Here is a 20,200-nt window from a genome sequence, read left to right as displayed (position 1 = left end):
TAACCCAAAATGTTTTGAATTCATCACGATAGTAGATATTTGACAAGTAGTCCGATCGCATTTCAACCCTTCCCAAACCTCAAATTCGGTCAGATTCGGCATCATAATGTCGATAAAAATTGCTTGCGGTTGCTCAAAGAGCAGCCGCACCCAAACCTTCAGCACCGCTGGCGACCTCGATCGCGGTACAATGAATTTCTGCCAGCAAGTTTTTCAGCAAATACCGAAAAACTATCTTCATTCTCCACAATCAAAACTTTTGCTGCTGAATCCGGCGCTGGCGATGGCCCGGAACCCCGCAAGCTACGAGAATTTGCGCTTGCCAGCGATATTTCATCTCCCTTAGCAGCAGACATTTCCAAAGGTTTTTCTTCCTCTCCAGGATACAGAATCGGCAGTGTGACAAAAAAAGTTGAACCCACTCCGGGTGAACTTGTGATTTCAATGCTTCCCCCCAGAAATTCCGCCAGTTTTTTGCACAGAGACAATCCCAATCCCGTGCCTTTGACGCGCTTCTGCAAGGGGTTTTCTAGTTGGACAAATTCTTCAAAAATCCGCCTTTGGTCGGCTGTGGGAATGCCGAGACCCGTATCTGCTACTGAAAAAGTAACTGTTCCCTCTTCTCCCATTTCCGCAGCAACTCGAACTTCACCTGCTTCGGTAAATTTGAGGGCATTAGAAATCAGATTTCGCAAAATCTGAGAAACTTTTCCCTCGTCGGTTGTAAGGATTGGAAGTTCGAGAGGATCTTCAAAAATTATAGAAACGGCAGAGTTTGGGGGAAGCAGGGGGCGCATCATTCCTCGCAGCGCGCTGAACAAATCTTCAACTTCAAAATCAGCCAAGCGAACAGTTAGTTTTCCGGCTTCTACTTTGGCTAAATCTAAGGAGTCGTTGACAAGTTCTGCGAGAGACTCGGCAGATTTATGAATGTAATTTACTTGCTTTTCCTGTTCGGCTGAAAGTTCTCCGTCTAGGCGATGTAACAATATTTCGGAAAGGCTCAGAATTGCCGTTAGCGGAGTGCGAAACTCGTGGCTCATATTGGAGAGAAAGCTGGTTTTGAGTTCGCTGGCGCGCCGGAGAGATTCGGCTTTGTCGTTCAATTCAGCGTAAAGTGCCAGAACTCCGCGATTGGTATCTTCTAGTTGTTGATTTAATTGTACGAGTTCTTCTTGACGCTGGCGGAGTTCGTCTAAAGTGCGTAGTAATTCTTGATTTTGCTGCTGAATTTCGGCATAAGGATCTTCGGGAATTTGGCGCGCTAGTTTGTCAACTAATTGATTGAGTTCGATCGCACTCAGCGCAGGCATATGTTTGGAAAACTGCTTAATTAATTGTACAGCCGTTCCGCGATCGGGCCCAGAGTCGATTTTCACTTCGTCCATCAACCGTTTCGCTGCTGCTAAACCGAGTCCCGCGCCGGTTTGCGATCGAAAATTGGGACTCAACACAGCCGGTAAATCAGCAATTCCCGGCCCGGTGTCGGAAATCCGAGTCCGAAAAATTTGGGGCGATTCCCCTTCCACAATGAATTCTACTTTGCCGCCGCCTGCATATTTGAAAGCATTGCGCGCAATTTCGGAAACTGCTGTGGCGATGCGGGTTTGTACTTGGGAATCGAATCCCAGCCCTTTAGCAATTTGGCGAGCTCTTTGGCGTACTTGTACGATGTCTTGTTCAAAGCGGACTTCCGTCGTCAGGATTGGGTAACTCACGCTGCTTCTCTCACCTTGGCTACTATAACTGTCATGTCATCGCGAGTGCGTTTGAAGTCCCGGTAGAGCACGCCTGCGATTAAAGCAGGATGTCGGGAGGCTAAACCCGGGTAGCGGTTTAAATTCCACTGCGCCGCCAAACCGTCGGAGTGCATGATGAGTAGGGACTGCTGCGACCAAGGATAGACAAATTCTGCTACTTTTCGCATCATATGTCCAACTGTGCCGTTGTAGGAAACCATGCTGCGGCTTTGGTTATCTGTGACAACTACACCGCTGATGTTGCCAATTCCGGCAAAACAAATTGTTTGTTGGGTAGGATCGATTTGGGCGATCGCCACCGCCGCTCCTCTGGTATTTTTTAAAGCAGTGTGCGCCTTCTCTAAAATTGCTTTCGGCCCAAGTTGAGCGTTTTCCTCAAATACGCGCACTGCTTCGCCAGAGGCTTCCTGGGCCAAATCCCCGTAGCCGAGCCCGTCTGCAACTAAAATCAGGTTTTTGTCAAGGTGATTTTCTGCCGCCCACGAATCCCCACAAATTTGCTCTCCTGCTTTGGGCAAGTTGACAACCCCAAATTCCAAGTAACTGCTGTTTTGGGAGGCTTCCCGGCTATTTTGGGTCGGTTCCAGCCGCGCTAATAAGGCTGTACCCAGTTTCGGTACAGAATGAATATCAAAAAAAGTAGAGAGGCGTTTAATTGCCCCCAGTCCGGTTCCCGGAGTTCCCGCTGTAGAAAAACCATCCCGCAGACACAGCGCGACATTTGCCATTCCCTGCCCCTGGTCTAGCGCTACTATTTCAATGCTATGTCCTGCCGCTGTTTTTAATGTTCGCAGCAAAAGTTCTCCTTCGCGGGCGTGCTTGACGAGGTTTTTGGCTGCTTCGGTGGTAACAATTGCCACTTTACCGCGATCGGTCTCGTTAAATTCGACTTCCGTCGCGAGGGCGACTGCGATTCGCCGCGCTTCTCCGACTTGACTTTCTTCTGTTACGGGCAGGGCTACAGCATCTATCATTTTTTATCAGCTCTCATAATGAAATCCTCCATACGCCAACCCTCTCCGGGTATGGTGTGGGATTCCAAGAATCACTTCTTGGCTTTGCTGGTTACTCTTTATACCAATTTAAAAAATAATACAACTATACGCAAGCTCCAAACCCCGATCGTCCTCACTCATTCCCAATTCTTTAATCTAAAATCTCAACTCTCAAATCGTATTACTTCTTCAGCGCCAACGGACGATCGCAATTTTAGTCCCCTTACCCACTTTGGAAACAATCTCAAATTCGTGCATCAACCGTTTAGAACCACTGAGTCCCAAACCCAAACCGTTATTAGAAGTATAACCGTCAGTCATTGCCAATTCGATGTCTGGAATTCCAGGGCCCTTGTCTTCAAATATCAGCCGCAGCCCTTTGCGGGGTCCTAATTGGAGCGTTTCGATAGTTACAGTTCCCCCTTTTCCGTAGTCTACAGTATTGCGGGCGAGTTCGCTGGCTGCGGTAACGATTTTCGTTTGGTCTAATAAACCGAATCCCATTGCTACAGCCCAAGTTCGCACTTGCTGTCGGACGTGGACTATATCGGATGACGATCGGATTTCTAGTGTCTCACGTTTTGACATGGCGGCTACTGTACCAAAATAGAACTTCTCCACAAAACATAGGACTTACGCTCATCAACTTAGTTTCTCCTAATAGGACTTACGCACTTACTACGATTTTCTCTCTATAGAGAACATAGTGAAGCAATCTCAAACCCTTGATTTAACCCTTTTGAGTGCGTAAGCCCTGTCCTCAGAAATCTTCAGTTTGTCCACAAGGTATCTACAAACAAACTAGGTTTCTTTACTGCCTGTGCCTCAGTCATGGGACAATTGATCGACTGCTTACGGTTGCTCGTCAGGAGAGAAACCCAAGGATTTTCTCAACAAAATCATGCCTTTTTCAACGCTTAAAGCTGTGCGAACTCCTGTCAGGGAAAGCCCCAACTCAACGAGCGTGATCGCAACTGCTGGCTGCATCCCGACAACAACTGTTTCAGCATCTAAAATTCGCGACATACTAGCGATATTGTTGATAATACGACCGATAAAAGAATCTACTATTTCTAGAGAAGAGATTTCTATTAAAACACCTTTTACGCCTGTTTTGACGATGCGGTTTGTCAGGTCGTCTTGCAGCGTCATTGCCAAGCGGTCGTGCATATCTACTTGAATTGTTACTAGCAGAAATTCTCCCATTTGAAGGATCGGTATCCGTTCCACAAATCCACCTCTCTTTTAATTTTCACTTAATTTTTAGACCCAGAGGCAATATTTTTTATCTTTCCTCTTGAATATTTCTTATAGTTAAACCTTGGCGCTGCAAAGCGACTTTAAAAGCATCGGCTAAAGTAGCTTTTGTGAGAATATCCTGCAAGTCAACTCCTAAATGAACTATGGTTTGAGCTATTTGCGGGCGAATGCCGCTGATGATGCACTCAGTACCCATTAAACGGGCGGCAGCGACAGTTTTTAATAAATGTTGAGCAACTAAAGTGTCAACAGTCGGCACCCCTGTAATGTCTAAAATCGCAAATTCGGAGCCGGTTTCCATGATTTCCTGCAACAGAGTTTCCATGACTATTTGAGTGCGGGCGCTGTCGAGAGTCCCGATCATGGGTAAAGCGAGAATTCCTTGCCAAAGTTTGACTACGGGTGTTGACAATTCGAGCATTTCTTGCTGCTGGCGTTCAATGACTTCTTCGCGAGCTTTGAGAAAAATTTCTGTCACCCAAAGGCCAAGCTGGTCTAATAAACTGGTGGAAAGCCAAAGTTGTTCGACAAGTGCGTCGCGGTTTTCTGTCAGTTCATGACAAAGCCGATCGAACAATGGCTTTTTGAAGCATAAAATGAAACTCGCTATCTCTGAGGGAGTAAAGCCTCTCTGAACGCGCGATCGCGAAACTTCTGCTAGCAACATCCGCATATTTTCCCATTCGGGTGTCTGGATGTCGCTAAAGTTACCGTGCCCGACTGCAATGTGGAGCAATTGCAGAAACTCTTGACACTCGGAGCGCAATTCTTTGGCTCTCATCAAGTCGTCCCGCCGCAGCCCGGTATTTTGCAGTTCTTTGAGCCAGTCTGCTAGTAACTCTGCTTTGTGTCTTTGTAGGATTTCCGTGATCGTGTTATTGCTTGTGAGTTCCATTAAAATTATCTCCTGCTTAGCAATTGGGATGAAGTTGTACGAGCGAGCGCACTTGAGTTTTTTTTGATGGGGCAACTTCTGAGTTTAGCTCACAGTTTGCTGTTTGCGATCAAGGGTTAAGTACCTAATTGTAAAATGCGTTTGACGATCGCACTGGTAGAACTCGGAACTTCTATTTCTATCAAGGAAATCTTGCCACCTCCGGCGATAACGGCCGGTGCTTCCGGCAGAGTTTCGACTTGATAGTCGCCGCCTTTAACGTATATATCAGGCTTCAGGATATTTATCAGTTTAGTTGCTGTAATCTCGGAAAAAATTACTACGGCGTCTACTGGTTTGAGAGCGGCTAACACTTCGGCTCGCTGATTTTCCGGTACGATCGGGCGGGGCGGCAATCCTGGCTGCTGCGGTTTGATAGCTTGCACGCTGGCGTCGCTATTCAAGCCCACCACGAGCGATCGCCCCAATTTTTTTGCTGCCTGCAAATAGCGGACGTGGCCGCAGTGCAGAATATCGAAGCAGCCGTTAGTAAACACGATCGGACGCCACTTGTCCGGATCGGATGCGATCAATCTTTCCAGTTCTCTCAACGTGTAAACACTAGAAATCATTGCAGTCATTACCAACAAATTTTAACAGCGATAAAATATCCTACCAAAAAATGTGAATTTTTGCACTTTTGCTCTTGAATAATTCATCCCTCAATCTGCCAATAATTAGTAGTTGGCGATTAGTAATGAGTATTTAGTAATTGGTCACTTTTAAGCAAGAAGGAAAAACTCAAAATGATCGGCGCCGAAGCTGATAGGGAAAACAGAATTCCACAGGAAAAAACTGCTACTCCTGTATGTGTGATTGCCGCATCGTGCTGTTGGTAATTGGAGGTTAAAAAGGTTGGGAAACAATTATTTATTCCCGCCCTCTCTTATATCAATTACTATAAGACAGGGGATGAGAGTTCCACCGCATCGGGCAGGCTATCGGGTAGTGAGAACCCTAGGGGGTGAAACCCAGCGAAACGCGCTCCTCCTGTGTCTATTATTTCTGACACCGTCGCGCGAGCGAAAGCTAGTTAAAAGCACCGAACCCAAGCGTGCAGAACTCATCTTTACGCTGGATTCGTCAGACTATAGAAAAAGCCAGCAGTTGCTTGCTGCAGTTTCTGGGCGCTATCTTGACCAAGCCTTACAGCCACCCCAGAAGCTTACAGCCTCCTGTGTCCCACTCAGTATAGCTGTGCAAAAACTCGACCTTTTGGGTCGCAACCGCAGCCTGTGAAAACCCAGAGGAAAGTCGAGGTCGGTACCCGAAACAGCTATTTTGGTGGAAAATAGCTTAACTCGTTCAACAAAATCCACTCAACTACCCCCTTGAATCTAACGGTGTAGAATTATCTAACACGAATTTATGAAAGCAAGTAATAGCCGTCAATTTTCTTCAGTAGCTGCTCGAACTCTCAAAGTAGTCGGGATTATCTTGATTCTCTCTGCTTTGCTTGACTGCATTGTTCTGTCGCTGCCGGGAGAAAGTTCAGACCTTCTCAATCGAGGCTGGCAGTTGAGTGCTGCAACTCAGATAGTTGACAGGGGCATTATTCCTTTGATCGGTATTGCCCTCCTGATGACTGGCTTTTGGGTTGACAGCAGCAGTGGAGTCTCTATTGAGCGACGCAAGGTTTGGCTGGACTTGCGATTCTGGGCGCTGTTGATTTCCAGCTTGTTAGGTCTAGTTTACCTATCTCTGGTTCCCGTTCACCTCAACAATACTCGTTTGGAACTCAAGGATGCTCTGGCTCAAGTCGATCAAGAAGCGGGACAAGCGGAAGGTCAACTTGAGGCACAACTTAAAAGCGCTCAATTTAAAGCTCAGGTAGAACAGCTCAAAAGCCAGCGTCGCACCCAGATAGGGGCGCTGCTGGAAGACGACGGGAAGCTGCAACAAGCACTCAAGAGTCCAGATGTTCCCAAGGAATTGAAAGCTGTGCTTCAGGAGTCAAAAAATGACCCGAAAGCCCTCGACAAGTTCCTGGAACAGCAAGCTCAAGAACTTCCTACTCAAGCTCGCAACGAGATTCGCACCCGCAAGCAACAAAAAGAGAAAGAGTTAAGAACTCGATCGAGAAATTCGAGTTTACAGACGGGAATCAGCAGTTTGCTGTTAGCGATCGGCTACATTACTGTTGGTTGGACGGGATTGAGAAGTATGGGAATTCTGCGGTTCGGCCGCCGCAAAAATTGACCGGCGCTGGCAGGGATCGCGCTGGTCGAGACATCCCTGAGAAATAGTTTGTTTACCCAATAGTTTGCCATTACTGAAAGCTGGGAATGTTCTCAATTTATATTCTGACTTACAACGAAGAGATTGATATCGCCGCTTGCATTGAATCGGCACGGCTTTGTGACGATATCATTGTAGTTGATTCTTTCAGCACCGATCGCACCCTTGAGATTGTTCAGAACTATGCCGTGCAAACTGTGCAGCACCGCTTTGAAACTCATGGACGCCAGCGGACTTGGATGCTCCAAGAAGTGCCGTGCAAGTACGAATGGGTTTACATACTCGAAGCTGACGAGCGGATGACGCCTGCACTGTTTGCTGAATGCTTAAAGGCGATCGAAAGTCAAGAATATATCGGCTATTACGTAGCTGAAAAAGTAATATTTATGGAGCGCTGGATTCGCCGCAGCACTCAATATCCCCGCTATCAAATGCGCCTGTTTCGCAAAGACCGAGTGTGGTTTACTGACTACGGTCACACTGAACGGGAAGTCTGCAACGGGCCTACTCACTTTTTGAAGGAAACCTACCCTCACTATACTTGCAGCAAAGGTCTTTCCCGCTGGATTGAAAAGCACAACCGCTACTCGACTGACGAGGCGGCTGAAACTCTCCGTCAATTAGAAGCGGGTCAAGTAAATTGGTGGGGTTTATTGTTTGGCGCGTCGGAGGTGGAAAGGCGCCGCGCTTTGAAAGATTTTTCTTTACGCTTGCCTTTGCGGCCTGTGGTGCGCTTTTTCTATATGTATATATTACTCGGCGGATTTCTTGACGGCCAAGCGGGATTGGCTTGGTGCACGCTGCAAGCTTTTTATGAATATCTAATTTTGCTGAAAGTTTGGGAAATGAAGCATCTACCACTGCCAACTTTAGAGGTAGCCGCAGAACAATCTATTTCGGAAGTAGTAACAGTTGAGCCGTCAAAAGTTTCTTATAATCTTGGCGCTTCCGATACTCGAAATTAAAAATTGGTAATAGGTACGCTCGCCTAGCCCTAGTATTTGCAACTTGTACGTTCGCGCTTCCCCGCCGCTCGGAGTCGAGGGGTAGTCGAAGTGTTTAGAAGTGGTATTATATCCTTTCCGTTTGCATCGAAATTATTCATCTCTCTCTTCTCTTCCTCTGTGAGTTCTGCGTACTCTGCGGTTAAATCATTCCTCTGCAACCGGAATTAATATTAAATCCCTTAAATCTGAAGAAAGCGAATCTGTTGCAGAACTTCCTTCTTTCGCCACAACAACAAAACAGAAAAAACCCGATTTCTCCAAGAAACCGGGTTTCTGAATACCCTCAAATTTTTAGGTTTAATAAAGTTTTGATTCTTCTTAGCTCAAAACTCTCACGACTCACAACTTAAAACTCTTGAGATTTGGCTGTTGTTTTTGCCCGATCGAGCTTTAAAATCAACACCCCCAAAGGTGGCAAACACAAGTCGATCGAATAAGCACTGTTGTGGAACCACCACTCCTCAGTCCACTTGCCCCCCAAATTCCCCATATTGCTGCCGCCGTATTCCCGCGCGTCGCTGTTAAACAACTCCGTATAGAAACCTGGTTCCGGCACTCCTACGCGATAGTGAGAGTGCGGCTGCGGCGTAAAATTGCACACCGTCACCACAAACTCGTCGCCATCCTTCTCTCGGCGCATAAATGCCACGACACTGTGTCGGTTGTCGCTGCAATCAATCCACTCAAACCCATCCTCAGCAAAATCTTGACTGTAAAGTGCCGTTTCGCTGCGGTACAAATTGTTCAAATCCTTAAAAAACAGCTTCAACTTTTGGTGTGGCTCGAATTGCAGCAACTGCCACTGCAAATCCCCCCAAACGTTCCACTCGTGCCACTGGCCGAACTCCATCCCCATAAAGATCGTTTTCTTTCCGGGATGAGCAAACATAAAAGTAAACAAACAGCGCACGTTTGCAAACTTTTGCCATTCGTCCCCTGGCATTTTCCCGATGATGTGGGCTTTGCCGTGGACTACTTCATCGTGGGACAAAGCCAGCATGAAATTCTCGCTGTGGTTGTACCACATACTGAAAGTTATGTTGTTTTGGTGGAATTGGCGGAACCACGGATCCATGTGGTAATAGTCGAGCATATCGTGCATCCAACCCATGTTCCACTTCAGGTTGAAGCCCAAACCCCCTACATAGGTCGGCCAAGATACCATCGGCCAAGAGGTAGATTCTTCGGCGATCGACAGCGCACCTGGGAAATAGCTAAAAATTACGTGATTCGCCTGTCGCAGAAAATCTGCCGCCTCGATATTTTCCCGACCCCCGTACTGGTTGGTCAGCCATTCTCCCGGTTCACGGCAGTAATCCAAATAAAGCATCGAGGCTACGGCATCTACGCGAATCCCGTCGATGTGGTACTTGTCAAACCAGAACAGAGCGTTTGATACTAGGAAATTCCGCACTTCGTTGCGGCCGTAGTTAAATACTAGGGTTCCCCACTCTTTGTGCTCGCCCTTGCGGGGGTCGGCGTGTTCGTACAAGTGAGTTCCGTCAAAGAAAGCCAAACCGTGACCGTCTTTGGGGAAATGTCCCGGTACCCAGTCCACGAGTACGCCAATGCCGTTGGCGTGGCACTGGTCAACAAAATACATGAAATCTTCAGGTTTGCCGTAGCGGGAAGTTGGGGCGAAATAGCCGGTGACTTGATAGCCCCAAGAACCGTCGAAAGGATGTTCGGCGATGGGCAGCATTTCGATGTGAGTGAATCCCAAATCTTTGACGTAGGGTATCAGCCGATCGGCTAATTCCCGGTAAGTCAGAAAGCGCGCTCCGGGATTCAGTTCCGAAACTTGCACTGGTGTTTCTATTTCCCCATTTGGTAGCACGGCGGGTTCGTCAGTACCGGCGTGCAGCCAAGAACCGATGTGGCATTCGTAAACCGACACCGGCTGGGTAAGTTGGTCTGTGTGCCGCCGCTTTTCGATCCAAGCGCTATCGTGCCAAGTGTAGGTGCTTAAGTCCGTGACAATTGATGCTGTTTTCGGCCGCACTTCTTGCTGGAAACCGTAAGGATCGGACTTTTCGTAGGGATGTCCGTCTTGGTTTTTCACTTCGTATTTGTAGGAAGTTCCCACGGATAGTCCCGGAATAAATAATTCCCAGATGCCGTTTTGCGATTTCCGCATTTGATGTTTGCGGCCGTCCCAATAGTTGAAATCCCCTAAAACAGAGACATTGCGAGCATTCGGAGCCCAAACGGCAAAATATACTCCTGTGATGCCGTCTACTTCGGTGAGGTGCGCCCCGAGTTTTTCGTAAATCCGGTGGTGATTGCCTTCTGAGAATAGGTGTTGGTCGAATTCTGTGAGTTTGGGCGATCGAAAGGCGTAGGGATCGTAGATGAAGCGCTCGTGTTCCCCTTCTTTGACCCGCAATTGATAGTTTGCTAGTTCTGGGGTGTCGATCGTACATTCAAAAAAGTGAGGGTGATGCTCTGATTTCATCGGGTATTCGGCCCTGGCCTCCGGCAAAACTACCGATACCGCATCCGCATTCGGCAGATAAGCTCGGACGACCCAGACTTTTTTGCCATTTTCTTCGATCGCGTGAGGGCCTAGCACTTCAAATGGATCGTGGTGCTGATTCCAAACAATGCGGTCAATCTGTTCAAAGGGGACGGTCGCGGGCATAAAACTACTTACCTCAATCTTTTAACTAAATGGCTTTCAAAACCTAGAGTGGCGCTGCACTTTACATTTCGATACATTTTTGATCGCTTATCCTACCACTGATTAGCATGATCTTGCCTGCTGCAGCTCCAGCGCGCGCCCTTGCACACACAGCAGGCTGTTGCCTTGCCGGCGGCCGAGCTGGGGTTTGGCTGCTAACATCTAAGTATAGAAATATTAAAACAAATTGAAAAATTTATATTTTTTCCCAAATATCATTGACTTTTTATTTAATATGTGATATGAAAATTTTTCAAACTATTGTCGATTGGCCACTGCAGGAGGGTCAACCCTGTAAGTGTTGGGCAGCAGGTAATAGTTTACCTGGAAGTTTCAGGCAGGGACGATCGCCCGATCGGTAGAATTTCACATCCCGGAGGCTGGGTTTCCCCACAAAGTCGGTGAATTTGGGCAATACGCTCAAACAGCGAAGGATGAGTGAAGGATGCTCAACTCGGTATTGAGGAATCAAAGCTAAAGGACTCAGCATGACGACAGCAGCCAGCAATATCTGCCATGCTCAAGGAATCGCCTACCAAACTAGCAGCATCCTACCAGCGACGGTGCAATAGGTTTAAAGCAGCACTGAGGCGCAACTGGAGCGAGTTTTGCCGAGGCAGGGTTAATACCGAACTGGCGCGGCGCCAATTGAATCATTAAACTGGCTTAAAACAGACGGGTCGATGTGCTTGCCCGCATCGGCGCGAAACTCGTAGTCAACAAATCGAGTAGCAATGCCGATGCTTTCATCCCGCCAGTTTTCGAGCATGCAAGTCTCTGCTTGCTTTCCTCTCGTCTGTGGGAACAGTGGCGGGGAAGGCAAGCGAGAGTCGATAGAGTGAAAAATTTGCGTCGAGTCTCGCTTGCCTCCGGTTGATATTCAGTTGAAGCAGCAGCACTGGCAATGTCCTCAAACATCCTGTCACAGGCTTGAGTTTCAAAACGTGCAGGCCGGAAGTCAAATTTTCTAGTTGAAAGGGAATGCTCTTGTAACGCAGCGAATCAGCGGACTTTGCTGCGGTAAGGGGACGTACTGAACTTTAGTAGTAAAAGCTTCAGACAATTACTAACACCCAACTTGAGACCTAGACCGATGAGATGAAAAAATGCGAGGAGCGAACTATTTTTCACCCCGAGGCTAGGCTCGTTGGGCACCAACTCCGGGATAGCCCTAGTTAGGGAGTCTTTTTAGGAGCAGGGGCTGGGCTAGTAGGTGGAGTGGACTTTGGAGATGGAGAAGAAACGGGAGGAGTAGTAGTAGTGCCACCGGGAGTGGGGCTAGAGCTAGGAGTGTTGGCATCTGGACCTCCGCAGGCGCCGAGGGCGGCTGCCAAGCCCACTACCAAAGTCAAACGAATTAATCCCTTGTTCATAAAAACTCCTTAACATTGAAAACCCATCGCAAGGAAGGGAATAGTTTACTTGAGAAACAATGCTGGCACGAATAGCTCAACGATTCGCTCGTTGATTACAATACTGCATTTATTAATAAATTTCACATGGATTACGGCTAACCGGCAAAGATTTCTTTTTTTTTGGCAAATCCTGAAGTCAAAGAGACCAGTGGTAGGATGGGTTGGTTGGCTTGTGAGGTATCTTTGGTAAGGATAACCGATCAAACGCAGATGGCCACGACTGGCGATCTGGGAGACAAAAAACTCTTAACCTCAATCAAGCTGAAGCTACCCCACTTTACGTATTGGTGAACTCTATGACCGCTGCTATCAGATCCCCGGATTCTCGCCGCTCCCGATCGACCCGCAAGCCCGCTGCTGGCCCCGCCAAAAGCAAAGTTACTTCTATTGCCAAAGCTAGGCGGGCGAAGACAGGGCCGGTATTGCCCAACTACTCGACAGCCGACGAACAGGCTCAGGCTCAGCAGTCCGCATCGGTGCTGAAAGTCTTGCCAGCTCGCCAGCAGATGCCAGTGTGGTTGCGATCGCTCCTGCGGGCACAGCGCGCCTCCTCAGTGGCAGCAGTTATACTTTTGGGCGGTGCTCTGAGTCTCTATGGCTTGACTGTTTACGGCGAGCAGCGCTGGAGTCAGGAGTATCAAAAACTGGAAACTCTGCGCCTCCGGGAACAGCAGTTGAGTGCTTCTAGCGAAGTCTTGAAACACCAACTTGCTAAAGAAGCCCAAAATCCCGAAACTGGTTTGGCTCCGCAGAATCCTGGGGACACGATTTTCTTGCAGCCGGCCCCTGAAACCCGATCGCCCCTTGCGGCACCAAACTCTGAGCCCGCTCTTAAGAATCGAGTCGGTGTGGAAACACCGCTGGGCTATTAAACCTGTGTCAAAGCCGAGAGCGCCCGAGGGCCTGAGTGTCCGAGGGCCTGAGAATTGGAGGCTCTAATCTCCTTTTTGACTTTTTTGCAAGTCGCGATCGATTTTCGGCTTCCAACCGGAAGTTACAAATTAAAAATAATTAACACGACTTCAAAAAAAAGAATGCAACTGTAGGTCTGATCCAAACCCTGACAGGGATTGCTCATTCCCAAGTCTTGAAATTTATATTATAAAATCTAAATTATAAATTCTAAATTATAAATTCTAAAACGCTCTAACTTGCTATTGAATTTTTAATGCCATGAGCTACGACCCCCGTTTTGACCGCTACAGATCGCCGAATTTCAAACGCCCAAAACCGTCGGGCGATCGCACTGGGTGGGAAAAACCAGCCAAACCTAGATCTCCAGGCAGTTTCGGCAGATCGCCACAACAGACGGCTGCATCTTGGGGGCGACCGGTGGAGCGTTTAAAGCGCAGCAAGTTCCGTTTGTGGGCCGTGTGGGCGGTGTTGATGCTGGGGGGGCTGGGGCTGGCTGTGAATTTGTTTTATTTGCAGGTGACACGAGCTCCGGCGCTCCGCAAACAGGCCGAGCAGCAGCAAACTCTCAAAACGAAGCCGTTTGTGCCCAGACGCCCGATAATTGACCGCGCAGGAAATGTTTTGGCGATCGACAGACAGGTGTACACGCTCTACGCTCACCCGAAGTTGTTTAACCACTCGAAGGCGGAAATTGCCGCTAAATTGGCTCCGATGCTGGCGATCGAACTGAGTCCGGGCACTACGTCGGAAACTGAATTGATACGCAGGTTTAATCTTGCTGAAAGCGGTATTACAATTGCGGACTCTCTGCCTCAAGAGGTTGCCGATCGCGTCGCTCAGATGCAAATTAAAGAGAGTCTGGTCGATGGCTTGGAGTTGCTGCGGCAGCAGCAGCGTTTTTACCCGCAGCAGGAGTTGGTGGCGGATATCCTCGGTTATGTGGACGGGGAACGGAAGGGACAAGCCGGGGTGGAATACAGCCAGCAGAATTTATTGGAACGATCGATGCCGTCGATTCAGTTTAGCAGGTCGAGCAATGGGAATTGGGTTCCCGATCGGCTGACGGCGGGATTTGTGCAGCTTGATGACTTGAAATTGCAATTGACGATCGACAGTCGCTTGCAGCGGGCTGCCCGAACTGCGCTTAAGGAAAAAATGAAGCAACACGATGCGAAGCGGGGCACAGTGATTGTGATGGATGCCCGTAACGGGGAATTGCTGTCAGTTGTAGCGGAACCTTCTTATGACCCGAATCAATATTTTAATTTCGATTTGTCGCGCTATAAAAATTGGGCTGTAACTGATGTTTATGAGCCTGGTTCGACTTTTAAAGCGATTAATGTGGCGATCGCTCTGGAAGCGGGTGCGGTGAAACCTAATACTGTGTTTAACGATGAAGGTCGGATTTACATGAATCCCTGGACTATCCAAAATTCCGATTACAAATTCGTAGGCGCGCGCGGCCCTTCCACTGTTACTGAGATTTTGAAACATTCTAGTAATGTGGGGATGGTGCACATCATGAGAACCATGAAACCTTCTCTTTACTATCAAGCTTTAGAAAAACTCGGACTCGGACAAACTGCAGGAACTGATTTGCCTTTTGAAGTAAGCAGTCAACTTAAAAATCGAGAGCAATTTATTAATTCTCCGGTGGAAGTTGCTACTACGGCTTTTGGGCAAGGTTTTTCGATTACTCCGATGCAGTTGGTGCAGCTTAACGGCGCTTTGGCTAATGGTGGCAAGTTGGTGACTCCTCACGTTGTGCGGGGACTTTTTGATAGGGAAGGTGAAGCTTATTGGAAGCTTCCGAGGGCGGTTCCAAAGCAGGTTTTTTCGCCGGAAACTACTAAGCAGGTGTTAGAAATGATGGAAACTGTGGTTGATGGTGGTACGGGGAAAGCTGCACAAATTCCTGGGTATCGGATTGCTGGAAAAACGGGCACGGCTCAAAAAGCTAATGCTGGTGGGGGTTATTCTGACAAGGCGATTATTACTAGCTTTGTGGGGATCATGCCTGTGGAGGCTCCTCGGTATGTGGTGCTGGCGGTGATTGATGAGCCGAAGGAGGGTTCTTCGGGGGGTACGGTGGCGGCGCCGATTGTGGAGTCGGTGATGGAGGCGCTGATTTCTATTGAGAAGATTGCGCCGAGTAAGAAGTAGTTGATTATATGTCAGATGTTGCACTATTGTCAATAAGCTTTTTAGGCACAGGCTTTCCGGCCTGTTCAGAAAAGGCTAATTGAGAATGGTGCAAGATATAAGTTATATCTGAGATGTTGCGTCAGGAATTGACATCGAATATAACGATCGACAACAAGGCTATTGAGGACACGGCAATGCCGTTTCCCTACCCCAAAATAATTGATCGCCCTGTCAGTAACAATATCTTTTGTTGTCGTTGGGTTTTGATTGTCTTTGGGAGGTGCGTTTATGTCCGAGGAGAGTGGAGATGATGATGCAGCGTTGGCTGTTTCTTAAGTTGGGATGATATAGTGTTAGGGTTCCTTTGGCTCTTATACTCGTTAGCGTGCAGTCGTGGTCGATTCGAGATACGGGGCAACCTCTGTGGTTGAACATGACGCGCCGGATTGTGCCGTTTGTTTTTTGCTCGTTGCTTTCATTTACTTGGAGCACTGTTGTTTCATCTGGATCTATTTGAATTTGCGGTTCTAGGTTTTTCCATTGACTGTCTGGTATTTGGGCTGGGGGAATGTCGGCTGGGTGAACGGCCATTTGTACATTTTCTCCTACTTGTTTGAAGCTGGCTTGCCATGAAATTTTGGATCGTTTGGCGTTGCTGTGGGCAAGTTCCATTGCCCAATAAGCTCGATCGAGCGATAGCTTTAAACGGTGGTTGTTGATAAACATTAGCCAAGAGGGGGCGACGATCGCACAAAATATTCCTATGATTAAAATAATTATCAATAGCTCAATCATTGTAAAACCTGCGGCAGGTGTAGTGGCTCTGCCTTTGAGCGTTTTATTTATTGACACGTAGATGAACTCCCTGATATTTAGCTGGCCCAAAAAACAGCTAGGAGGAGCTATTTTTTTTCTTGGGTATATTTTAACTTTGGGTTTGGCGAGTGTGTAGATCGGTATTTACTGAAAATTTATGCGACTTTAAAAAAAACTGCGGCTAAGGAAACGGCAGTCAGGAAACGGTAGTGCTGCTTCCCTACAGCAATTTTGTTGATCGCCCGATCGCACGGATCGGATGTAACGATCGCCGGATTTGTAGGGAAACGGCAGTGCCGTGCCCTGATTTCGGGTAATATCGTTTTCCCTGACGCACCCTACATCAGTGACTATTTGGTTTTTGATGCGGGCGATCGATCCTCCTGCACTAAATACTCCTGTACCTAACGGTAAATTGTGATTAGCAAGGCGGCCTTTTTCGTTGGAAGACGAGCGGCAATTACTATTAGAATATCAAATTGATACAATTGTTAGCAAAAACAGCGGCGGCGGTGCTACTTATGCTAAAATTGCTGCGGCTAGGGAACGGGAAATTCCGGTTGTGATAGTGCAGCGCCCGCAGATTCCCTATGTTGAGCAGGTTGCTGATGTGGAAGGGGCGATTTATTGGCTAATTCAGCAAATGAGTTACGTAAAATGAGTGTCACTCAAATAAGCGACTGGTCGAAACTTTTCAAAATAGTTAAAGTAGATATAACTGATTAAGGGAGAGCGATCGCGCTCTTAGATTTTGCAATCCCACCTCAAGGGCAACTTCCCTCGCATGATTTGCGCTCCCGACTAGCAATTGAAGGAACTAAAACAATGGTTATCACTGGAACTGAAGAACCAGACAGCTTGAAAGGCACCCCAGAATATGATGTCATCTACGGCTTAGCAGGGGATGATTCTCTAGTAGGCTTGGGCGGAAATGACTTTCTGTACGGTGGCGAAGATGACGATACACTCTATGGCGGTTTTGGCAACGATCAACTATTTGGTGAAAATGGCGATGACTTTCTCGACGGCGGCTATGGATACGACCAATTAAATGGCGGTAGCGGTAACGACGAACTGCGGGGCGGGTATGCGGATGACATCCTAATTGGAGGTAGCGGAAACGATAAATTATACGGCGAGTTTGGAGATGATTTTCTCATCGGCGGTACGGAAAATGATTCTCTTTACGGCGGCGATGGAAACGACATCCTAACTGATAGTGGCGTAGGTCGCGATGGCAGCGACTATTTAGACGGCGGTAGCGGAAATGACCGAATAATTGCTTACGGTTACGGGCCGGAAATTGATGCAGATACGCTGATTGGCGGGACAGGATTGGATACCTTCGTTCTCGGCGCGCCCGGTCAGGCTTTCTACAATGTTGGCGGCGATGCTGACTACGCATTAATTACTGATTATCTGCCCTTTGCAGACACAATTCAACTGCAAGGAAGTGCGTCTGACTACCTCTTAGATGGCTCTCCCATTCAGGGAATTTCTGGCACTGCTATTTACCGCGAAGAAAATTCAAATTACGAACTAATTGCCGTTTTGCAGGACAGATTTTTAACTCAGAGCGCTTTAGGTTTGTTCACTTACGTGTAGGCGACACTTCTCAAAAATAAGTGGTAGGTGGTAGGTGGAATAGACTAAGCATCCAACCTAAAACGTAAAACCTAGATAGAGTCCTATCCAGTCCCCCCTGCTTAAGGGAGGGATTTCTTGTTATATTGAGGTTTATTTAAAGAATTAAGATGATTGTTCATATCCTGCCAATCTCTTTTGAGAACCGGATAGTGCGAAGTTGCTAATAGCGGATCTTTTTTCTCGGTGACAGTTTTTGCTAGGGGCAAAACGCGGTAGTTTAATTTGTTGTTCAAGCTGTAGCGGTGCACCCAAGTAGGATGTGTTTTTACATCTGTAATTTCTGTGGTTTTTTCGGGAAATGTTTTGCGAATATTTACTTGCAAAATTACGCCTAAGTCTGTATATTTTTTATTCTGACCGGAAATGAAGTTTCCCATTGAATAAATTGCTACAGCTTTGCGGCTTTTCCCATTTTTTCCGGGGAAATTAAAGATTTTGTAAGGTTGGACGACGTGGGGATGGCTTCCGAGAATGATGTCTGCACCGGCTTTTAATAGGTTTTCCACTAATTGTTTTTGTTGGGTGTTTGGCTGTCGCTGATATTCGTTGCCAAAATGCAGGGAGATTGCGATAATATCTGCTCCTTGTTTGCGGGCTTTAGCAATGTCTTTGACTATCTTTTTTTCGTCAATTAGGGAAACTAAGTAATCTTTGCCTTTGGGTATGGGAATGCCGTTTGTGCCGTATGTGTAGGCTAGCATGGCTAGTGAAATGTTGTTTTTGGTGCTGATTAAAGTGCGATCGGCGGCGGCGGCTGATGTGGCTGTTCCTGTGGACGCAATTTTACGATCGCTCAGATTAGCGATCGTCCTAATTACCCCTTTTTCTCCACGATCTAAAGCATGATTGTTCGCGGTTGTCAAGATATTAAATCCGGCTTTTTTAGCAGCATCCGCTAATTGAGCCGGTGCGTTAAATAGCGGATATCCCGTATATCCGCCCGCATCTTCGCCCGCTAAAGGTGTTTCGAGATTTCCGATCACCCAATCGCCTGTTGATAGGATACTTTTCACTGGTGCGAAGAAATTGTCAAAATTGTATGTTGTCTTTCTTGCGTCGTAGCCCGATCGCGTTTGGGTACTGTGCATCATAATGTCGCCGACAGCAATTAGTGTTGCTTCTTTGATTTCAGCCTGTGGTTTGGCGGGAACAGGGGTTGCTATTGGCGATCGACTTTCTGTAGGCTGTGTGTTAGTTTGTGGCGTTTGGATATTGCAGCCTGCGATCGAAAGCATGGCAATTATCGAGAGCAACCGACGAAAATTCATGAGTTTTGAGAGTAATTTTTCGGCTAATATGGTATCATAAATAATTTACTTACGCCTCAAAAAATGAAAAAAAACTATCTAATTCTTGCCTTGATTGTTTTTGTAGCAATTACGGGTTTTGGGGTTTTAACTTACGCTCAAACTTCGGGCGATCGACCTTTTGAATTTGCCTTGATTGGTGATTTGCCCTACAGTGCCGAACAGGAAGCACAATTTCCTAGTTTGATTGCAGATATCAATCGATCGCCCGCAGCGTTTGTAGTCCACGACGGCGACATTAAAAACGGTTCTAGTGTCTGCGATGATGCAACTTTTCTCAGCCGCAAGCAGTTATTTGACAATTTTGAGATACCGTTTATTCTTGCCTATGGTGACAATGAATGGACGGATTGCCACCGTTCAAAAAACGGCAGTTACGATCCAGTAGAAAGACTCGCTAAACTGCGGGAAATATTTAGCAACGGTAATCAAAGTTTGGGAAAGCGCACCTTAACTCTCACCCGTCAAAGCGAAAACCCGCAGTTTGCTAAATTCCGCGAAAACGTTCGCTGGATTTATCATGACGTTGTGTTTTTCGCGATTAATATGCCGGGAAGCAACAACAATTTTGGTCGCACTCCCGAAGCAGATGCAGAATATGCCGATCGCAATTGGGCTAACTTAGCCTGGATCAAAGAATGTTTTGGTTTAGCCAAACGCAGCAACAGCAAAGGAATTGTGTTAGTTGCACAGGCAAATCCGGGATTTGAACTCGATCCGAAGGACAAAAGAAGAAGCGGCTACAACGATTTTATCGCAACTCTGGAAACAGAAACAGGCAATTTCCCAGGGCAGGTTGTATTCGTCCACGGCGATACTCACTATTTCCGCATCGATAAACCTTTACCCTATTTTACCGATGAGACTCAATTACCGAGAATGAAAAATTTTACTAGAGTTGAAACTTTTGGTTCTCCAAACGTGCATTGGTTGCGGGCTTTTTATGACCCTACCAATCCTAATTTGTTTGAATTTAAACAGCAGATTGTTCCGGAAAATTAGGCTAGGGCTTGCTGAATAAGCCTAAAACCCTTACCTCAAAAGACTTTGACTCGCGTTCGGCGTTGACAACGTGTAAGAC

18 protein-coding genes and 1 pseudogene are annotated in these 20,200 nt (G+C 47.1%); 7 read left to right on the top strand and 12 right to left on the bottom strand.

The window, feature by feature from the left end:
- Nucleotides 1-158 precede the first annotated feature (158 nt).
- From QUA70_RS21990 to rfaE2, 6 genes are all read right to left on the bottom strand, one after another.
- A complete protein-coding gene (locus tag QUA70_RS21990) occupies nt 159-1,718 on the bottom strand; it encodes an ATP-binding protein (RefSeq protein ID WP_333349845.1) in 1,560 nt (519 codons plus the stop codon).
- Nucleotides 1,715-2,734: an ATP-binding SpoIIE family protein phosphatase gene (locus QUA70_RS21985; protein WP_333349847.1), complete on the bottom strand. Its 1,020-nt coding sequence runs from the start codon at nt 2,732-2,734 to the stop codon at nt 1,715-1,717. Before QUA70_RS21985 ends, QUA70_RS21990 begins: the two co-directional genes overlap by 4 nt.
- A 210-nt stretch (nt 2,735-2,944) precedes the next feature.
- On the bottom strand, nt 2,945-3,343 hold the full coding sequence (locus QUA70_RS21980; protein ID WP_333329959.1) for an anti-sigma regulatory factor: 399 nt from the start codon (nt 3,341-3,343) through the stop codon (nt 2,945-2,947).
- Nucleotides 3,344-3,607: 264 nt separating this feature from the next.
- Nucleotides 3,608-3,985 (bottom strand): STAS domain-containing protein, encoded by a 378-nt coding sequence (locus QUA70_RS21975; protein WP_242717860.1) that lies wholly within the window; start codon nt 3,983-3,985, stop codon nt 3,608-3,610.
- Between the two features lie 55 nt (nt 3,986-4,040).
- On the bottom strand, nt 4,041-4,910 hold the full coding sequence (locus tag QUA70_RS21970; protein ID WP_333329964.1) for an STAS domain-containing protein: 870 nt from the start codon (nt 4,908-4,910) through the stop codon (nt 4,041-4,043).
- A gap of 116 nt (nt 4,911-5,026) precedes the next feature.
- Nucleotides 5,027-5,521 (bottom strand): D-glycero-beta-D-manno-heptose 1-phosphate adenylyltransferase, encoded by a 495-nt coding sequence (gene rfaE2 / locus QUA70_RS21965; protein WP_445251667.1) that lies wholly within the window; start codon nt 5,519-5,521, stop codon nt 5,027-5,029.
- A gap of 796 nt (nt 5,522-6,317) precedes the next feature.
- Here rfaE2 and hpsJ-B point away from each other — a divergent pair.
- Both hpsJ-B and QUA70_RS21955 read left to right on the top strand, forming a co-directional pair.
- On the top strand, nt 6,318-7,148 hold the full coding sequence (gene hpsJ-B / locus QUA70_RS21960; protein ID WP_333329970.1) for a hormogonium polysaccharide biosynthesis protein HpsJ: 831 nt from the start codon (nt 6,318-6,320) through the stop codon (nt 7,146-7,148).
- Between the two features lie 86 nt (nt 7,149-7,234).
- Nucleotides 7,235-8,152 (top strand): glycosyltransferase family 2 protein, encoded by a 918-nt coding sequence (locus QUA70_RS21955; RefSeq protein WP_333349851.1) that lies wholly within the window; start codon nt 7,235-7,237, stop codon nt 8,150-8,152.
- Nucleotides 8,153-8,540: 388 nt separating this feature from the next.
- On the opposite strand, the gene glgB is transcribed toward QUA70_RS21955, so the two are convergent.
- The 4 genes from glgB to QUA70_RS21935 all read right to left on the bottom strand — a co-directional run bounded on the left by glgB (nt 8,541) and on the right by QUA70_RS21935 (nt 12,247).
- The gene (gene glgB / locus QUA70_RS21950; RefSeq protein ID WP_333349853.1) at nt 8,541-10,835 is read right to left on the bottom strand and encodes a 1,4-alpha-glucan branching enzyme; all 2,295 of its coding nucleotides are present in this window, start codon (nt 10,833-10,835) and stop codon (nt 8,541-8,543) included.
- Nucleotides 10,836-11,160: 325 nt separating this feature from the next.
- Nucleotides 11,161-11,364 (bottom strand): hypothetical protein, encoded by a 204-nt coding sequence (locus tag QUA70_RS21945; protein ID WP_333329979.1) that lies wholly within the window; start codon nt 11,362-11,364, stop codon nt 11,161-11,163.
- A 132-nt stretch (nt 11,365-11,496) separates the two neighbouring features.
- Nucleotides 11,497-11,643, bottom strand: coding sequence for a hypothetical protein (locus QUA70_RS21940; RefSeq protein ID WP_333329982.1), 147 nt, complete (start codon nt 11,641-11,643; stop codon nt 11,497-11,499).
- A gap of 406 nt (nt 11,644-12,049) precedes the next feature.
- Nucleotides 12,050-12,247: a serine protease gene (locus QUA70_RS21935; protein ID WP_333349855.1), complete on the bottom strand. Its 198-nt coding sequence runs from the start codon at nt 12,245-12,247 to the stop codon at nt 12,050-12,052.
- Between the two features lie 338 nt (nt 12,248-12,585).
- Here QUA70_RS21935 and QUA70_RS21930 point away from each other — a divergent pair, with 338 nt between their 5' ends.
- Together QUA70_RS21930 and QUA70_RS21925 are read left to right on the top strand one after the other, a co-directional pair.
- A complete protein-coding gene (locus QUA70_RS21930; protein WP_333329988.1) occupies nt 12,586-13,161 on the top strand; it encodes a hypothetical protein in 576 nt (191 codons plus the stop codon).
- A gap of 301 nt (nt 13,162-13,462) precedes the next feature.
- A complete protein-coding gene (locus QUA70_RS21925) occupies nt 13,463-15,367 on the top strand; it encodes a penicillin-binding protein 2 (protein ID WP_333349857.1) in 1,905 nt (634 codons plus the stop codon).
- A 213-nt stretch (nt 15,368-15,580) separates the two neighbouring features.
- On the opposite strand, the gene QUA70_RS21920 is transcribed toward QUA70_RS21925, so the two are convergent.
- Nucleotides 15,581-16,144, bottom strand: a complete 564-nt coding sequence (locus tag QUA70_RS21920; protein WP_333329993.1) for a transcriptional regulator — start codon at nt 16,142-16,144, stop codon at nt 15,581-15,583.
- A 457-nt stretch (nt 16,145-16,601) separates the two neighbouring features.
- On the opposite strand from QUA70_RS21920, the pseudogene QUA70_RS21915 reads away from it, so the two are divergent.
- Nucleotides 16,602-16,826, top strand: a pseudogene (locus tag QUA70_RS21915) (precorrin-6A/cobalt-precorrin-6A reductase); the annotation flags it as partial.
- A 164-nt stretch (nt 16,827-16,990) separates the two neighbouring features.
- Nucleotides 16,991-17,770, top strand: a complete 780-nt coding sequence (locus QUA70_RS21910) for a calcium-binding protein (protein ID WP_333329997.1) — start codon at nt 16,991-16,993, stop codon at nt 17,768-17,770.
- 101 nt (nt 17,771-17,871) lie between these two features.
- Here QUA70_RS21910 and QUA70_RS21905 read toward each other — a convergent pair whose 3' ends face one another.
- Nucleotides 17,872-19,080 carry a CapA family protein gene (locus QUA70_RS21905; protein WP_333349859.1) on the bottom strand — a complete coding sequence of 403 codons (1,209 nt, stop codon included), beginning with the start codon at nt 19,078-19,080 and terminating at the stop codon, nt 17,872-17,874.
- Nucleotides 19,081-19,143: 63 nt separating this feature from the next.
- Between QUA70_RS21905 and QUA70_RS21900 the strand changes: the two genes are divergently transcribed.
- The gene (locus QUA70_RS21900) at nt 19,144-20,121 is read left to right on the top strand and encodes a hypothetical protein (protein WP_333349861.1); all 978 of its coding nucleotides are present in this window, start codon (nt 19,144-19,146) and stop codon (nt 20,119-20,121) included.
- The last annotated feature ends 79 nt before the right edge of the window (nt 20,122-20,200 follow it).

The sequence above is a fragment of the Microcoleus sp. LAD1_D5 genome (assembly GCF_036702115.1).
Lineage (GTDB): Bacteria > Cyanobacteriota > Cyanobacteriia > Cyanobacteriales > Microcoleaceae > Microcoleus.
The sequence above is the reverse complement of the archived record's forward strand: the minus strand, read 5'-3'. Positions and strand labels throughout refer to the sequence as shown.

Excerpts from the sequence above, each read along its gene's own strand:
- QUA70_RS21985 (WP_333349847.1), bottom strand. The coding sequence starts at position 2,734 with ATGATAGATGCTGTAGCCCTGCCCGTAACAGAAGAAAGTCAAGTCGGA.
- QUA70_RS21980 (WP_333329959.1), bottom strand. The coding sequence starts at position 3,343 with ATGTCAAAACGTGAGACACTAGAAATCCGATCGTCATCCGATATAGTC.
- QUA70_RS21970 (WP_333329964.1), bottom strand. The coding sequence starts at position 4,910 with ATGGAACTCACAAGCAATAACACGATCACGGAAATCCTACAAAGACAC.
- rfaE2 (WP_445251667.1), bottom strand. The coding sequence starts at position 5,521 with ATGATTTCTAGTGTTTACACGTTGAGAGAACTGGAAAGATTGATCGCA.
- hpsJ-B (WP_333329970.1), top strand. The coding sequence starts at position 6,318 with ATGAAAGCAAGTAATAGCCGTCAATTTTCTTCAGTAGCTGCTCGAACT.
- QUA70_RS21955 (WP_333349851.1), top strand. The coding sequence starts at position 7,235 with ATGTTCTCAATTTATATTCTGACTTACAACGAAGAGATTGATATCGCC.
- glgB (WP_333349853.1), bottom strand. The coding sequence starts at position 10,835 with ATGCCCGCGACCGTCCCCTTTGAACAGATTGACCGCATTGTTTGGAAT.
- QUA70_RS21945 (WP_333329979.1), bottom strand. The coding sequence starts at position 11,364 with ATGCTGAGTCCTTTAGCTTTGATTCCTCAATACCGAGTTGAGCATCCT.
- QUA70_RS21940 (WP_333329982.1), bottom strand. The coding sequence starts at position 11,643 with ATGCTCGAAAACTGGCGGGATGAAAGCATCGGCATTGCTACTCGATTT.
- QUA70_RS21935 (WP_333349855.1), bottom strand. The coding sequence starts at position 12,247 with ATGAACAAGGGATTAATTCGTTTGACTTTGGTAGTGGGCTTGGCAGCC.
- QUA70_RS21930 (WP_333329988.1), top strand. The coding sequence starts at position 12,586 with ATGACCGCTGCTATCAGATCCCCGGATTCTCGCCGCTCCCGATCGACC.
- QUA70_RS21925 (WP_333349857.1), top strand. The coding sequence starts at position 13,463 with ATGAGCTACGACCCCCGTTTTGACCGCTACAGATCGCCGAATTTCAAA.
- QUA70_RS21920 (WP_333329993.1), bottom strand. The coding sequence starts at position 16,144 with ATGATTGAGCTATTGATAATTATTTTAATCATAGGAATATTTTGTGCG.
- QUA70_RS21910 (WP_333329997.1), top strand. The coding sequence starts at position 16,991 with ATGGTTATCACTGGAACTGAAGAACCAGACAGCTTGAAAGGCACCCCA.
- QUA70_RS21905 (WP_333349859.1), bottom strand. The coding sequence starts at position 19,080 with ATGAATTTTCGTCGGTTGCTCTCGATAATTGCCATGCTTTCGATCGCA.
- QUA70_RS21900 (WP_333349861.1), top strand. The coding sequence starts at position 19,144 with ATGAAAAAAAACTATCTAATTCTTGCCTTGATTGTTTTTGTAGCAATT.